Genomic DNA, 15,331 nt, shown 5'->3' on the forward strand with positions numbered 1-15,331 from the left:
TCAAATTATTTAACTTCTTTTTCATATTCTTCAATATGATCAAATTCAGGATAATGTTTTCGGGCTTTAGACCACATTAAATACATGGCTGGAATAACAAATAATGTTAAAACCAAAGAGAAAATAGTTCCTCCTACAATTACAACTCCCATTCCAATTCTACTGGTTGAAGCCGCTCCAAGAGACATCGCAATTGGCAAAGCTCCTAATGAAATGGCTAAACTTGTCATTAAAATAGGACGTAATCTCGCTTCCGAAGCTTCTAAAATAGCTTCCATTTTAGGCTTGCCTTGTTCTCGTAGCTGATTCGCAAATTCGACAATTAAGATTCCGTTTTTGGTCACCAAACCAATAAGCATTACGGTTCCAATTTGGCTGAAAATATTCCAAGTCTGATCGAATAACCATAATGAGAATAGCGCTCCAGCAACGGCCATTGGAACAGTCAAAATGATGATAAGCGGATCAATAAAACTTTCAAATTGTGCCGCTAAAATTAAAAATATCAATACCAAAGCCAATCCGAATGCAAAAGCAGTATTCGAACTACTTTCGACAAAATCTCTGGATTCTCCACCTAAATCGGTAGTAAACGTATCGTCAAGGACTTTAGCTTTAATTTCATTCATCGCATCAATTCCATCGCTGATACTTTTGCCTGGAGCAAGACCTGCAGAAACAGTTGCAGCCATGTAGCGATTGTTGTGGTATAATTGTGGCGGATTACTTTTTTCTTCAATAGTTACCACATTGTCCATTTGAATTAATTGTCCCAAATTATTTTTGACATACATCGAGGTTAAATCCAATGGTTTCGAACGGTCTTTTTGGTCAAACTGTCCAATAACCTGATACTGTTTTCCGTTTCTCATAAAATAACCAAAACGTTGCCCGCTTAAAGAAAGTTGTAAAGTTTGTGCAATATCAATAACTGAAATCCCTAAACTTTCGGCTTTTTCTCTGTCAATGGTAACATTGACTTCTGGTTTGTTAAATTTTAAATTCACATCACTAACAGCAAAAGTTGGGTTTTTAGCTACTTCATCCATAAAAACAGGAATCTTTTCTTCTAGTTTTTTAAAGTTTGGCGCTTGAATAATGTATTGAATCGGCAATCCACCACGTCTGTTAACGGCAATTGTTGGTTGCTCAATTACGGAAGTTTTTGCATCTGGATATTGTTTGGTCCATTTGGTTAATTTCTCTGCAATTTCTTTTTGTGAATCGGTTCTTTCATTTGGTTGAACCAATGATACTCTAATAAAACCACTATTTACAGAAGAAGATCCAAAACCGGGTGATGTAATAACCAAGGCTACTTTTTTTCCGGGAATCGAGTCATCTACTAATTGAGATACTTCTTGCATGAAACGATCCGTATATTCGTAAGAAGATCCTTCGGGTGTTGACATTCGTAAGACAAAACCACTACGGTCGTCATACGGTGCAGTTTCTTTTTGCAAAAGGTTGAAAAACAAATAAATTAATCCAAAACAAGCAATTAAAATAGGGAAACTCAACCATTTTTTCTTCATAAAACGATCTAATGCACTGGCATAACCACTGTTTAATTTTTGAAAATAAGGTTCAGTACGGATGTAGAATTTTGATTTTTTTTGTTCGCCGCCTTTCATCAAATAGGCGTTTAACATTGGTGTTAATGTTAACGATACAAAAGCCGAAATCAATACCGCAGCACCTATGACGACGCCAAATTCCCTAAACAATCGCCCGACAAATCCTTCGAGGAAAATCACTGGAAGAAATACCGCTGCTAAAGTTATCGAAATCGAAATTACCGCAAAGAAGATTTCGTTAGATCCTTTGATGGCTGCCTCGATAGGCGTCATGCCTTCTTCCACTTTTTTGAAAATATTCTCTGTCACTACAATTCCATCATCGACCACCAATCCTGTTGCCAAAACAATAGCTAATAATGTCAATACATTTATAGAAAACCCGAAAAGCCACATGATAAAGAAAGTAGCAATCAACGAAACAGGAATGTCAATCAACGGTCTAAAGGCAATTGCCCAATCCCTGAAGAATAAATAGATGATCAAAATAACCAAAACAATAGAAATCCCTAATGTTTCCGCAACTTCAATAACTGATTTTTTTACAAAAATGGTGTTGTCAATCGCAATATTAAGTTTAATATCCTTTGGTAAATCCTTTTTTAAACGTTCGAATTCTTTGTAAAAAGCAGTAGAAATATCTAAATAATTAGCTCCGGGAAGCGGTACAATGGCAACACCAACTAAAGGTGTTCCAGATTGCGTCATTTTGGTTTCTGTATTTTCTGGTCCAAGACTCGCTGTCCCTACATCGCTGAAGCGAACTACTTTTTCCCCTTCGGAACGAATAATGATATTGTTAAATTCTTCAGCGGTAGAAAGGTTTCCAACTGTTTTTACCGTTAATTCGGTGTTGTCGCCGGTAAGTTTTCCGGAAGGTAATTCTACATTTTGTTTGTTCAACGCATCTCTCACTTCAGAAACGGTACAACCGTAAGAAGCCAGTTTCACGGGATCAATCCACAAACGCATCGCATATCTTTTTTGTCCCCAAATTTGGACCCCACTCACACCTGGAATCGTTTCTAATCGTTGTGAAATTACATTTTCGGCGTAATCACTTAATTCTAATGCGTTTCTGGTATCACTTTGAACAGTCATTGATATAATCGCCTCACCATTGGCATCAGCCTTAGAAACAACTGGCGGAGAATCGATATCTTGCGGAAGATTTCTAACAGCTTGAGAAACTTTATCTCTCACATCATTAGCAGCTTCTTCCAAATCTTTATCCAGATTAAACTCTATAGTAATATTACTGCTTCCTTGCGCACTCGAAGAAGTTACGTTTCTAATCCCATCAATGGAATTGATTGCTTTCTCTAAAGGTTCCGTAATTTGTGATTCGATAATATCAGCATTTGCACCAGCATAATTCGTACGGATGGAAACTTGTGCTGGATCAATCGATGGGAATTCTCGAACTCCCAGAAAAGTATAACCAATTATTCCAAACAATACGATGGCTAAATTGATTACTATAGTAAATACGGGTCTTCTAATACTTGTTGTGGATAAACTCATTTTTTTTGAATTATGAGTTATAAATTATGAATTACTGGATGCAAACTCATAATTCATAACTTTAAAATTATTTAATTTTAACAGTCACTGGAGTTTCATTTTTTAGAGACATAACACCACTGGTAATAATGGTATCACCCGCTTTTAACCCTGAAAGCACTAAAATAGAGGCATCCGTTCTTGTGGCAGTTTCTATCATTACTTCTTTGGCTTGACCATTACTGGAGATGAAAACTTTTTTACCGTTTTGCACCGGAATAATAGCTTCTGTAGGTACAACGATGGCATCTTTTATGATGTCCAAAGGCAATTCGACATCAGCAAATGTTCCCGGTAATAATTTTCCGTTTTTATTTTCGGCAATCGCACGAACTTGTAATGTTCTGGTCGCTACGGCAACTTCTGGTTCAATGGCATATACTTTGGCGGTATACTTTTCAGTTGAACCCGAAACAGTGAAACTTATGGTGGTATTCGTTTTTACTTGACTGGCGTATTTTTCAGGGATTGAAAAAGTGATTTTTAGTTTTCCTGTATTTACTAATTTTGCCACCAAAATTGTAGGTGTAATATAGGTTCCCGGCGAAATAGAACGCAATCCGATTCTTCCTGAGAATGGCGCTCTAACGGATGTTTTTGCAATTTGTGCTTGTATCAACTGACTTTGTGCTTGTGCAGATTTTAAATCGGCTCTGGCCAAATCATATTCTTCCTGACTGATGGCTTCTTTTTGTAATAACAATTTAGCTCTTCTTTCGTTTTCCGAAGCTAATCCTTCTCGGGTAGAAGTTTGTCTCAATTGCGCTCTTAATTCTAAATCATTTACTTTAAAAAGTACCTGTCCTTTGCTCACATTGCTTCCTTCCTGAAAATAAATAGCCTCCACAATTCCAGAAACTTCACTGCGAATTTCCACTTGTTCATTGGCTTCAATAGAACCGGAAAGTGATAAATTGTTGTCAAAAGTTTGTGGTGTTGCCACAATTCCGTTAACGTTCATGGACTTGCCTTTTCCTTTTTGGTCTTTCGAATCGGCATTTTTATTTTTGTTTTCTGTGATTCGGTAGCCAATAAATCCAATGATTCCAATGGTTAACAAGGCATAAACTAGGTATTTAATTTTCATAGTTATAGAATAAAGTAGGATTAGGTTTCAGTATTTTTAGTTAAAACAAATTTAGGTTTTAGAAATGGCAATTTTGATATTGTTAATTTTTATTTAACGTTTGTACATACAAATATTAATATTGAGCTAAACTAATGAATGAAAGCCCTTAATAGAAAAGATTAAGACTATCAAAAATTGAAATGGTTTAATTGAAAAAAAATTAATTAATATAATTCCATATTTTTTTTCGTCAGTTCGAGTGGTTTTATAAAATAGCGACAGCATTTTTATAAAAATGTATCGAGAACCATTATGTCGAGAAAACTTCTCGATACATTTTAGGCTTATCAAATTCCGTTTTCAAACCTAATTCTTTCAAGCCAAAAACACTCGAAGAGACGTTAACCAAGGTATCTTGAGTTTGTCCGTTCGATTTTTGAAAAAATCATATCGAAAATAGAAAAATTATTACACGCAAAAAGACTTAACTAATATAATTCCAGATGTTTTTCTTTTTGGTCATTTCGATAAAAACAGCTCTCAAAGCAGCATGCTCCAGTTTTTGCATTCCCGCATCTTCCTTAAGTAGTTTCAAAGCATAATTTCTGGCTAATGCCAAAGTATCTCTGTCTCGAACCAAATCGGCAATTTGAAGGTTAAGTACGCCGCTTTGTTGGGTTCCCATTAAATCTCCCGGACCGCGAAGTTTCAAGTCGACTTCAGCAATTTCGAAACCATCGTTCGTCTGCACCATCGTTTCCATACGGGTTTTACTGTCAGAACTCAATTTATGGCTCGTCATCAGGATGCAATAACTTTGTTCAGCACCACGACCCACGCGACCTCGAAGCTGATGCAATTGTGATAATCCAAAACGTTCCGCACTTTCGATAATCATCACACTGGCGTTAGGAACATTCACGCCAACTTCAATTACGGTTGTGGCGACCATAATATTGGTTTTTCCTTCCGAAAAGCGTTTCATTTCAGCATCTTTATCCGCCGGTTTCATCTTTCCGTGCAGAATGGAAATTGAATATTGAGGCAACGGAAAATCTCGGGAAATACTTTCGTAACCATCCATCAAATCCTTGAAATCCATTTTCTCCGATTCCTGAATCAACGGATACACAATATAGATTTGGCGACCCAAAGCGATTTCGTCCCGAAGGAATTTCCAAACCTTTAATCTGTTGCTGTCAAAACGGTGTACGGTTTGAATCGGTTTTCGTCCCGGAGGCAATTCATCAATCACCGAAATGTCTAAATCGCCATACAAACTCATCGCCAAGGTTCTGGGAATAGGCGTGGCAGTCATCACCAAAACGTGTGGCGGAATCACATTTTTCTTCCACAATTTAGAGCGTTGTTCTACGCCAAAACGGTGTTGTTCATCAATTACAGCTAGCCCTAAATTCTTAAATTTTACTTTATCTTCCAGTAAAGCATGCGTTCCGATGAGAATATGTAACGTACCGTTTTCCAGTTCTTCATGGATAATTCTGCGTTGTGCTATTTTGGTGGAACCCGTTAGGATTCTGATATTTATATTTAGAGTTTCTGCCAATTCAGATAAACCGATAAAATGCTGGTTCGCCAAGATTTCCGTTGGTGCCATTAAGCACGCTTGAAAACCATTATCAAGTGCCAAAAGCATGCTCATAAAAGCCACAATGGTTTTTCCGGAACCTACATCGCCTTGCAGCAAACGGTTCATTTGGGCGTTGCTTCCCATGTCGGTTCGTATTTCTTTGATAACCCTTTTTTGAGCATTGGTCAGTTGAAAAGGCAAATGATTCTGATAAAAATCATTGAAATATTCGCCCACTGTACTGAACGGATGCCCTTTTATTTTATGTTTCCTAATCAGATTTTTAGTGATTAATTGTAACTGAATAAAGAACAATTCTTCGAAGATTAATCGGAATTTGGCTTTCGCCAAAACGTCTGCGCTTTTTGGAAAATGAATGTTGAATAAAGCTGCTTTTTTAGGAATCAGTTTCAGTTCGTTGATTAAATAATCTGGCAAAGTTTCCGTGAACAACGCTTGCGTTTCCAGAAACAATTGTTGCATCAGTTTATTAATCACTCGGTTTGAAATCCCACGGTTCGTCAATGTTTCTGTCGAAGGATACACGGGTTGCATTGCAGAACGCAGACTTTTTTCATGTTCGCTCATCAGTTCGATTTCCGGATGAGCCATATTGAACGCATTCCCGAAAGACGTACATTTCCCGAAAATTACACAGATTTCATTAAGCTTTAAACTCTCTCGAATCCATTTGTGGCCTTGAAACCAAACGAGTTCCATTTGGCCCGTATCATCCACAAAAGTAGCGACTAATCGTTTTTGGTTTCGTCCAAATTCAACGGTTTTTATGTTGATTATTTTACCGATAATCTGAACTTCGACAATGTTGTTTTGCAGTTCGTTAATCTTATAATACCGCGTTCTGTCAATGTATCTGTTAGGAAAAAAATTAACCAAATCTACGTACTTATAAATTCCCAATTCCTTACGCAGCAATTCGCCCCGATTGGGACCAACGCCTTTGAGGTATTCAATGGGAGTGAGTAGGAGGTTGCTCATTTAGATTTTTTTGGACACGGATAAAACGGATTTGCAAAAGCAAAAACGCAGATTAAAACGGATTTTTAATTCGATGGAGCGAAGATAGTTTTTTGTTTGGAAATTTGGAAATGGGAATGCTTGGAAATGGAGTAGGAAAATTTGTATATTTGATTGGTTTTATAGGAGTGAAAAATACCTTTTCATTTTCAAATAATTAAAAGATTTAAAATATGATAGTTTTAATAACAGAACTTTTTCCATTTCAAAATACTTTGATAATAGCACTAATTGGTTCTTTTATTGGACAATTAATTATTATTTGTATTAGTTTGATTAAAAGAAAGATTGATTTGAAAAGAAAAAAAAATATGATTATTAGTGACTTAAAAAGTCAATTAAAAGTTTTAAATCTTGTTTCTGAGAAATATTTTGAATTAAAAAATATGTTTCAAACAAGAAATGTTGATAATTTTACAGTAAGTATTTTTCAAACTCTTCAACTAGATATATATCAAAGTGTTCCAAAAAACGAGTTATATGCAATTTTTAAAACAAAATTATTTTTATTAGTAGATATCTATAAGTCTATAGAATTTATTAAACAAAATTCGCCTTATTTGGTTTATAGTGATTATTTAATAAAATCCGAATTACATTTTGAAGAAACAAAAGATGATTCTAATCATGATAAATTTTGTGAAGCAGAACTTGGATTTATAGAAATTGCTATAAAAAACATTAATAATCATATGAAAACTATTGTTCAAATAGAAGATGATATAAAAAAACTAATTATTTAAATAAAAGCTGAATCTTTGTTTATCAAAAATTCAGCCTTATTTTAAAATAGTTTCATCAATTTTTAATTGAAAAGTTATATAAACTACCTTCGCAAAAATAAAAAGCTTAAATAATGACAACTCATCTCGCATTGCTTCGTGGCATTAATGTTTCCGGTCACAACATGATAAAAATGGAGGCGCTAAAAACTACTTTGGAAGCCATTGGTTTTCAAAATGTACTAACGTATATTCAATCGGGAAATGTTTTTGTGGATACGGAGGAAGAAAGTCCTGCGAAAGTTGGTTTTTTAATCAAGCAGGAAATTTTCAAGGTTTTTGGTCATGAAGTGCCTATCGTGGTAATTGCCAAAGAAGACTTGGAAGCGTGTTTCAAGAACAATCCTTTTTTGAAAGAAAAGGACATTGATATCAAAAAATTATACGTGGCGTTTATTTCTACCACTTTGCAAAGTACCAGTATGAATGATTTGAAAATTAGCCAATTCAAGCCTGATGAAGCCAGTATTGACGGCAGTAGAATTTTTATTAAGTACGCTGTTGGAGCCGGAAAAACTCGATTTGATCAAAAATACATCGAGAAAAAACTGAATGTTACCGCAACAATCCGCAATTGGAATACAGTGACACAATTGCTAAAAATGTACGAGGAAAGATAATAAAACTTTAAGTCTGGCTCAACCGCTAATTCGCTAATTTTCAAATGCTATAAACCATTTGAAAATTAGCGAATTAGCGGTATTTTTTTAGAGTCAAAACAAAGTTTTTTCAGAGTCTATTTTTTGTAATTATTCAAAACGTCTGTTCGAGTGTTTTTTGTAGAGTAAAACGGAACAAAAAATGTATCGAGAACAGTTTTTAATTCAAAATTTTCTTGTTCTCGATACGATTTTCTTCCCGAGGCTTCGGGAGAAAATCACTCGAACTGACGAAAATTATAATTAAAAACTAATTACACCCAACGGGTTATTTTACCTTTTTTACTTTAGAAAAAAAAAATATAATTTGACGCAACCTTTTGCAATAAGTTTCATCTAAAAAGTATCTGTAAAATCTGATACATGAAAAAACTAATCATTCTTGTTGCTTTTCTTGCTATTTTCAGCTCCTGTTCAAAGGATGAAGCTGAAGCAATTGTTACTACGGATTTTTACGGAAAATGGACTTTGGTTGCAATGACAGGTAGTTTTCAAAATTCGGAAACTACAGGCGCAGCGATGGAATGGCAAGAATTTTATTTGTTCAACACCAACGGAACATTTACAAAATCCAGAGAAAGAAATGGGGTTAAAACAACACTTTCTGGTACCTACACGACCACAACTCAATCAGACGGAATTTATTTTGAATTAACATATCCCAATGACAGCGAAATTATAGGAAGCTGTTACGGAAATCAAAAAGAAGTATTGTATTTAACTGCCAATAATTCTTTGTCCAGTACATGGAGTTATTGCGATGGTCCCGGATTAGAATATAAAAAGTAAATTATAAGTGCTTATTAAAAAACATTTTTCATGAAATTTAGTTTTGGTTAATTTTAGAATGATGAAGCACTTTTGCTAAAGAGTACTCAGAAGTTGAAAAACTTTTGGTGCTCTTTTTCTATTTTTAAACGAATAAAAGAAAGTGACTTTCAATAAAAATAGTAATTGGTACGCACAAAAAAATTATATTTACCTATTAATTCATTCATCCAAAACCTCGCTTTATTTTGCAAGAATCTAATATTTTAACGCTATGAATTTAAAACTTTCTTTTGTTTTTACAGTTCTTTTTGTTTGTGCAGCAATAGCACAAAACGGAAATCCAAACGATTATTTGTCGGCTCAATTCCATAAAGAGCGTAGAGAAGCTTTACGTGCCAAAATGCCTCAGAATAGTGTGGCGGTATTTTTTGGAAATCCCATTCGGAACAGAGCCAATGATGTGGATTTCATTTACCATCAAGATCCCGATTTTTATTATTTGACAGGGTATAAAGAACCTAATTCAGTTCTGGTAATTTTCTCAAACAATCAAACCAATAAAGATGGAAAGTCATTTAATGAATTGCTCTATGTTCAGGAAAAAAATCCAAGAGCGGAGCAATGGACAGGAGTCCGTTTAGGAACGGAAGGCGCTAAAAAAGAGTTGGGTTTTGAAAATGCTTTCAATGGAGCAGCATTTTTAAATTCAGGGATTGATTATGCCAGTTTTGATACTGTTTTCTTTAAGGAATTTGAAGAAGACACTCGAAATTCAAAAAATGAGAAAGCCGATTTATACAAATTAATTGGAGCGTTTAAATCCCAAATTGGCTACAATGAAAAAGTGAAATCTCAAATGGATTCGAATGTGCAAAACGAAATTAATGCTAAAAAAAGCATCACTTCAAAAAAGGCCACTATAAATACCAAATCGATTTTGACGTATATGGCAAGTTTGCGTGAGAAAAAATCCAAAGAAGAGTTGGTTTTGTTGACAAAAGCCGTTCGGATTTCGGCAATGGGGCAACGTGAAATCATGAAAGCGATGCATCCCGGAATGTCTGAAACAGAAATACAGGGAATTCATGAATTTGTCTATAAAAAGTACGGCAGCGAGTTTGAAGGTTATCCGTCAATCGTGGGCGCAGGGAACAACGGTTGTGTGTTGCATTATATTGAAAACAGTAAAATGAAAGTCGAAAATGATTTGGTTTTAATGGATTTAGGCGCTGAATATCATGGCTATACTGCTGATGTAACTCGAACCATTCCTGCTAACGGAAAATTCTCTACCGAACAAAAACTGATTTATGATTTAGTATATGATGCTCAAGAAGCGGGAATTGCTGCCGCAAAAGTGGGTAATAATTTTAATATGCCGGATGCTGCGGCACGCAAAATAATCAGCGTAGGTTTAGTGAAACTGGGAATTGTAAAAACCGAACAAGAATCCAGAAAATATTTTCCGCACGGAACTTCGCATCACATTGGGTTAGATGTTCACGATCCAGGTTTGTACAATGCTTTTGAGGCGGATATGGTAGTTACAGTTGAACCAGGTATTTACATTCCTAACGGTAGTGATTGTGATAAAAAATGGTGGGGAATTGCGGTACGAATTGAAGATGATATTTTGATTACCACAAATGGACCCGTAAATTTATCTGCGGAAGCACCAAGGAAATCAAATGAAATTGAAGCTCTTATGAATGAAAAAAGCGTTTTGGATACTTTTTCTGTACCAAGTTTGGATTAGTAATTTCTTTCAGATTCTATAAAAATGAAACTCCGTTGTCTTATGACTTCGGAGTTTTTTATTTAAATTATTTTTGAACCAGATCACAATACCAAAATCCAAAATCAAACGCATCAGAAGCACTCGTATCACAAGCGGTATCGGACGAATCTTCTTTTTCTGGTTTTTCATATTTTCGGTACACAATTTCACCAATTTCAAAATCAATTGGTTTCGAGAAAATGGGACCGTCAAAAGTGAACGTATGGAATTCCCCGTTTTCGCCACAAACATCAACATCTTCCGGTAAATCGTTGATGAAATCCTGGTCAATGATGCGACCAACGAAGCTTTTGTCTAAGTGACGTTCGTTGACACAAACCACAATTGTTTTAAAACCTAAACTGATAAATTCCTGAATGAGTTCGTGAGTTGGGATTTTCCAAAGCGGGAAAATGCCATCGAAACCTATCTCGGCTAATTTATCTTCGCGGTATTTACGCAAGTCTTCTAGAAAAATATCCCCAAAAACAGAATGGGTTACGCCTTGTTTTTTTAGTTTAGCCAATGTTTCGCGCATCACGTTTTCATAGACTTCCATCGTCGGCATTTCTGGAATTTGCATGATTTCAAGTGGCAATCTGATGCTTTCGGCTTGTTGTTGCAATAATTCCACTCGTACGCCATGCATCGAAATACGCTGATATTGTTGGTTTACACTGGTGAGCAAACAGGCAATTTCAATTTCGGGATTTTGTAGTGTTTTATATAAGGCAAGCGCAGAATCTTTTCCGCTGCTCCAATTAAATAACGCTTTCTTTTTCAAAGTAATTTTCTTCTGATTTTCTGAAGGTAAACTTACAAAATTAGTCGGATTAGTTTGGTAAACCTTTGTAACTTTGAAAATCGCAGCATTAAATGCCCTAATAATGAAATACCTATTCTTTTTTATTTCCACGTTCACATTTGCCCAACAAACCCAATTTGTTGATTTTAAATCGGTTTTGGGAAAAATTTCCGTAAATCCGATTGAAAAAACAGTTTCAGGAGATGTCGATTATGATTTTGACGTATTGAAATCCATTGATACCATTAAAATTGATGCTCAAAATATGGAATTTTCGGATTTAAAACTCAACGGAAAATCCATTAAATTTCACAATACACAGAAACAATTGCAAATCATTTTTTCATTTAAAAAAGGAAAAAACAACCTGACTTTTCAGTATTTGGCAAAGCCAAAGCAAACGATGTATTTCATTGGTTCAGAAGCAAATGATAATATACAAATTTGGACACAGGGACAAGGAAGATATACCAGTCATTGGTTTCCGAGTTTTGATGATGTGAATGAAAAAGTGGTTTTCAATTTGAATATTGTATGTAATAAAGAGTATCAAGTAGTTTCAAATGGAGCGTTGAAATTTAAGTCAGAACTTGATGGACTTTCGGTTTGGCAATACCAAATGCAAAAACCAATGAGTTCGTATTTATTGATGCTCGCCATCGGTAAATTTAAAAAAAACAGCCAAAAATCAAATTCTGGAATTCCTTTAGAAATGTATTTGGAACCAAAAGACGCAACTAAATTTGAACCAACCTATCGTGATTCTAAAAGAATGTTTGATTTTTTAGAAAAGGAAATAGGAGTGAAGTTTCCTTGGGGGATTTACAAACAAGTTCCTGTTCGGGATTTCTTGTATGCCGGAATGGAGAATACATCGGCAACGCTTTTCAATACGCGTTTTGTGGTCGATTCTACAGGTTTTGAGGACAGGAGTTACACAAATGTCAATGCGCATGAATTAGCGCATCAGTGGTTTGGGAATTTAGTCACTGCCGAAAGTGGAAAACACCATTGGTTGCAGGAAGGTTTCGCGACCTATTATGCGTTACTAGCCGAAAAAGAAATTTATGGAGAAGATTATTTTTATTCGAAATTATATGAGTCGGCGCAACAACTGAAATTTGCTTCCCGAACGGATACCATTCCCGTTTTGAATACCAAAGCCAGTTCATTGACTTTCTATCAGAAAGGCGCTTGGGCACTTTTTGTTTTACACGAAGAAATAGGCGATAAGGCGTTTAAAAAAGTGGTAAAAAACTATTTGAAAAAACATGCGTTTCAGAGTGTAAATACACAAGATTTCTTTGCTGAAATCAAAAAAGTATCGGACTATGATTTGGATAATTTTAGTAAAGTATGGCTTGAATCAACTGTTTTTAATACACAACAATCCAATAGTTTATTGCTTAAAAATAAATCAATTCAAACACTGTTTGAAGTCGAGAAATTAAAAAAGAAACCGCTGTCAGAGAAAAAGGAATTTCTTAAAAAAACACTCCAGTCTGAGGTGCATTTTTCGGTAAAAGAAGCAGTTGTAAACCAATTGAAAGAGGACCGTTTTCGAGAGAAAGAATCGCTCTTAACGTTGGCTTTAGAAACTAAAAATATTCCAGTTCGTCAAGCTGTTGCCGCATCATTAAATGAAATTTCAGAAAGTTTCAGAACGCAATATGAAACTTTATTGGAGGACAAATCCTATCAAACACAAGAAATTACGTTGTATAATTTATGGAATAATTTTCCGGAGCAACGCATTCAATATTTAGATAAATCAAAAACTTGGATGGGTTTCAATGATTATAATTTAAGAACTTTGTGGCTTACCTTGGCCTTATCAACGCCCAATTATACGGTAGATAAAGTAGCATTGGCAAACGAATTAATACAGTATTCATCGATTAATTACGAAGCGAATACAAGACAAAATGCTTTGGAGAAACTGCTTGCTTTCAAAATAATAAATGATGTTGTTTTGGGAAATTTGGTAAATGCAACTACCCATCACATGTGGCAGTTCTCGAAATTTGGAAGAGATAACATTAGAAAATTATTAAAAAATCCAGAAATGAGAGTTTCTTTGGAAAGAATAGTTCCAGATTTAAATCAAGCCGAACAGTTTCAATTGAACCGATTATTGAAAGAATAAGTTTAAAACCAACAAGGATTAATAATCGCTAATTCACTAATTTCAAAAGATTATTCTTGTAGAAATTAGTAAATTTGAGTCTTTTTTCATTGATTTATAATGTTTTACCATAACTGACCCACTTCGTTTTTGATATAAGCCAAAGCAGCATTACTAGGGGATTGCTTTTCCATCAAATCACTTAAAACTACTTCACGTAATTTATCGGCATTGTCCACACGATCACTCATATTCGCTTTTCGAATCATTTGGATTGTAGCATTTTTTGCGGTGACAATAATCGTCCAACATTCGTCTGACATATAGATTTGCTGGGTTAAATTGTGTTCAAATTCTTGTTCGATTTGTGTAATTATCAGATTTTCGTAATCGTTTTTATCGTTAGAAATTGGAGCAATCCGAATCAATAATTTAGTAGGATTGATGCGTTCCATGTATAATGACATGCGCTCATATGCTTGCAAACGCAGGGGTAAAGCATTTTTTTGAGCTTCTTTGTTTAGTAAATAACGACGTCTTCCTTCTTCGTTTTTGGTATGGAGATCAAAAAAATAATAGGCAACAAGACCCGTAACAATTGCCGGTAACGTATAACTTAGTAATTCTATAATTTTTGTAGTATCCATATTTTAATAAAATTTATAAAAGCAAAAATATACTTTTTTGACTATAAATCAATTCCATTTTAATAGCAATACATCAATACGAATAGTATTTTTGCCAACTACTACGGGAATTATAAAAATAATAGTTAAATGGAAACCTACATATTAGTTTTACTTTGTTTGGCTGCTTTTGCCGCAGGATTTATTGATGCTATTGTTGGCGGTGGAGGACTGATACAAACTCCCATGGGTTTGATTTTATTGCCTAATCTTCCTGTTTCAACCGTAATTGGAACCTTGAAAGTTCCTGCTTTTAGTGGGACATCCTTTGCGGCCTATCAGTATCTTAAAAAAGTGGATATGAACTGGAAATTGCTGGCTATTATGATGCTTTTGGCATTTCCTTCGGCATTTTTAGGTTCTACTTTGTTGACGTATGTGAGCAATGATTTCATGAAACCGTTATTGCTGGTTGTTCTTTCTTTTTTAGTGATTTACACGTATGCCAAGAAAAATTTTGGGCAACATATCGAGAAAAATCATTCTTCGAGAACCCAAATTTGGAATGCGATTGGAATCAGTTTTGTCGTTGGGTTGTACGATGGATTTATTGGCCCGGGAACCGGAAGTTTTTTGGTAGTCGCTTTTATTGCCATTATGGGATTCGATTTTTTGCATGCTTCCGCAAATGCTAAAATGGTGAATCTGGCGACTAACTTTGGGTCCATTTGTCTTTTTATTTTAAAAGGAAAAATAATTTGGGCAGTTGCATTGCCTATGGCTGCCAGTAATGCTCTTGGCGGTTGGATTGGTGCTAAATTAGCCATCAATAAAGGAAATAGTTTTATCCGAATTTTCTTTTTGGTTGTGGTTGTCGGTACTCTAATCCGTTTTGCGTACGATGTGTTTTTTAAAGATTAACAATTTTGCTAATGACTTTATGGTAAG

The 15,331-nt window shown here is 35.0% G+C and carries 11 protein-coding genes; 6 read left to right on the forward strand and 5 right to left on the reverse strand.

Features of this window, described 5'->3' with window-relative positions:
- Nucleotides 1-5: 5 nt before the first annotated feature.
- From QLS97_RS14775 to recG, 3 genes are all read right to left on the reverse strand, one after another.
- A complete protein-coding gene (locus QLS97_RS14775) occupies nucleotides 6-3,101 on the reverse strand; it encodes an efflux RND transporter permease subunit (RefSeq protein ID WP_282717711.1) in 3,096 nt (1,031 codons plus the stop codon).
- A 67-nt stretch (nucleotides 3,102-3,168) separates the two neighbouring features.
- Nucleotides 3,169-4,227 (reverse strand): efflux RND transporter periplasmic adaptor subunit, encoded by a 1,059-nt coding sequence (locus QLS97_RS14780; RefSeq protein WP_282717713.1) that lies wholly within the window; start codon nucleotides 4,225-4,227, stop codon nucleotides 3,169-3,171.
- A gap of 466 nt (nucleotides 4,228-4,693) precedes the next feature.
- Nucleotides 4,694-6,799, reverse strand: a complete 2,106-nt coding sequence (recG, locus tag QLS97_RS14785) for an ATP-dependent DNA helicase RecG (RefSeq protein WP_282717715.1) — start codon at nucleotides 6,797-6,799, stop codon at nucleotides 4,694-4,696.
- 212 nt (nucleotides 6,800-7,011) lie between these two features.
- Between recG and QLS97_RS14790 the strand changes: the two genes are divergently transcribed.
- The 4 genes from QLS97_RS14790 to QLS97_RS14805 all read left to right on the forward strand — a co-directional run bounded on the left by QLS97_RS14790 (nucleotide 7,012) and on the right by QLS97_RS14805 (nucleotide 10,806).
- Nucleotides 7,012-7,581, forward strand: a complete 570-nt coding sequence (locus QLS97_RS14790) for a hypothetical protein (protein ID WP_282717717.1) — start codon at nucleotides 7,012-7,014, stop codon at nucleotides 7,579-7,581.
- Nucleotides 7,582-7,694: 113 nt separating this feature from the next.
- Complete coding sequence (locus QLS97_RS14795) at nucleotides 7,695-8,240, forward strand: DUF1697 domain-containing protein (RefSeq protein WP_282717718.1); 546 nt, start codon at nucleotides 7,695-7,697, stop codon at nucleotides 8,238-8,240.
- A 402-nt stretch (nucleotides 8,241-8,642) separates the two neighbouring features.
- Nucleotides 8,643-9,068, forward strand: a complete 426-nt coding sequence (locus QLS97_RS14800) for a hypothetical protein (RefSeq protein ID WP_282717720.1) — start codon at nucleotides 8,643-8,645, stop codon at nucleotides 9,066-9,068.
- Nucleotides 9,069-9,321: 253 nt separating this feature from the next.
- Nucleotides 9,322-10,806: an aminopeptidase P N-terminal domain-containing protein gene (locus QLS97_RS14805; RefSeq protein WP_282717722.1), complete on the forward strand. Its 1,485-nt coding sequence runs from the start codon at nucleotides 9,322-9,324 to the stop codon at nucleotides 10,804-10,806.
- A 67-nt stretch (nucleotides 10,807-10,873) separates the two neighbouring features.
- Here QLS97_RS14805 and QLS97_RS14810 read toward each other — a convergent pair whose 3' ends face one another.
- The gene (locus QLS97_RS14810) at nucleotides 10,874-11,611 is read right to left on the reverse strand and encodes a Dph6-related ATP pyrophosphatase (RefSeq protein WP_282717724.1); all 738 of its coding nucleotides are present in this window, start codon (nucleotides 11,609-11,611) and stop codon (nucleotides 10,874-10,876) included.
- Between the two features lie 103 nt (nucleotides 11,612-11,714).
- Here QLS97_RS14810 and QLS97_RS14815 point away from each other — a divergent pair, with 103 nt between their 5' ends.
- Nucleotides 11,715-13,778 carry a M1 family metallopeptidase gene (locus tag QLS97_RS14815; RefSeq protein ID WP_282717725.1) on the forward strand — a complete coding sequence of 688 codons (2,064 nt, stop codon included), beginning with the start codon at nucleotides 11,715-11,717 and terminating at the stop codon, nucleotides 13,776-13,778.
- Between the two features lie 104 nt (nucleotides 13,779-13,882).
- Here the strand turns inward: QLS97_RS14815 and QLS97_RS14820 are convergent, their stop codons facing one another.
- Nucleotides 13,883-14,404, reverse strand: a complete 522-nt coding sequence (locus QLS97_RS14820; RefSeq protein ID WP_132072420.1) for a DUF7935 family protein — start codon at nucleotides 14,402-14,404, stop codon at nucleotides 13,883-13,885.
- Nucleotides 14,405-14,533: 129 nt separating this feature from the next.
- Between QLS97_RS14820 and QLS97_RS14825 the strand changes: the two genes are divergently transcribed.
- Nucleotides 14,534-15,304, forward strand: a complete 771-nt coding sequence (locus QLS97_RS14825; RefSeq protein WP_131917261.1) for a sulfite exporter TauE/SafE family protein — start codon at nucleotides 14,534-14,536, stop codon at nucleotides 15,302-15,304.
- Nucleotides 15,305-15,331 lie beyond the last annotated feature (27 nt).

Source organism: Flavobacterium yafengii (assembly GCF_030010375.1).
GTDB classification, from domain to species: domain Bacteria; phylum Bacteroidota; class Bacteroidia; order Flavobacteriales; family Flavobacteriaceae; genus Flavobacterium; species Flavobacterium yafengii.

Coding starts and splice junctions, on each gene's coding strand:
- QLS97_RS14790 (WP_282717717.1), top strand. CDS start 7,012: ATGATAGTTTTAATAACAGAACTTTTTCCATTTCAAAATACTTTGATA.
- QLS97_RS14795 (WP_282717718.1), top strand. CDS start 7,695: ATGACAACTCATCTCGCATTGCTTCGTGGCATTAATGTTTCCGGTCAC.
- QLS97_RS14815 (WP_282717725.1), top strand. CDS start 11,715: ATGAAATACCTATTCTTTTTTATTTCCACGTTCACATTTGCCCAACAA.
- QLS97_RS14820 (WP_132072420.1), bottom strand. CDS start 14,404: ATGGATACTACAAAAATTATAGAATTACTAAGTTATACGTTACCGGCA.
- QLS97_RS14800 (WP_282717720.1), top strand. CDS start 8,643: ATGAAAAAACTAATCATTCTTGTTGCTTTTCTTGCTATTTTCAGCTCC.
- QLS97_RS14780 (WP_282717713.1), bottom strand. CDS start 4,227: ATGAAAATTAAATACCTAGTTTATGCCTTGTTAACCATTGGAATCATT.
- QLS97_RS14825 (WP_131917261.1), top strand. CDS start 14,534: ATGGAAACCTACATATTAGTTTTACTTTGTTTGGCTGCTTTTGCCGCA.
- QLS97_RS14805 (WP_282717722.1), top strand. CDS start 9,322: ATGAATTTAAAACTTTCTTTTGTTTTTACAGTTCTTTTTGTTTGTGCA.
- recG (WP_282717715.1), bottom strand. CDS start 6,799: ATGAGCAACCTCCTACTCACTCCCATTGAATACCTCAAAGGCGTTGGT.
- QLS97_RS14775 (WP_282717711.1), bottom strand. CDS start 3,101: ATGAGTTTATCCACAACAAGTATTAGAAGACCCGTATTTACTATAGTA.